The organism is Streptococcus pseudopneumoniae, assembly GCF_001074975.1.
GTDB lineage: Bacteria > Bacillota > Bacilli > Lactobacillales > Streptococcaceae > Streptococcus > Streptococcus pseudopneumoniae_D.
In genome coordinates this window covers 1-311 of record NZ_JUUO01000023.1, presented here as the reverse complement: position 1 = coordinate 311, position 311 = coordinate 1, and the positions used below count along the sequence as shown (strand labels likewise).

At 43.4% G+C, this 311-nt stretch carries 1 pseudogene; it reads right to left on the bottom strand.

The features are described 5' to 3' along the window. A pseudogene (locus tag ADI86_RS11845) lies at positions 1–311 on the bottom strand (hypothetical protein); the annotation flags it as partial.

The window sequence follows — 311 nt, the reverse complement described above, 5'->3', positions numbered from 1 at the left end:
CCATTTGGTTTGCGTGTGATTTCAATCTTACCTGGTTTTTCAGTTTCTGGTGTTGCTGGTGTTGCCTTAGCTGGTGTTGTTACATCCACCGGTTGTGATGGTTTCTTGTTAGGTTCGGTTACTGTTCCTGTACCTGGGACATCTTTCTTAGGAAGCTTGTCATTTGGTACTTCACCTGAACCATTGTCACCGATTGTAACTTCAATTGGAGTATTATTTTCACCTGGAATCACTACCTTGCTGCCTGATGGGTATGTTGAACCATCTGGTTTCTTAGGCGTTACTACTGCATCACCATTTGGTTTGCGTGT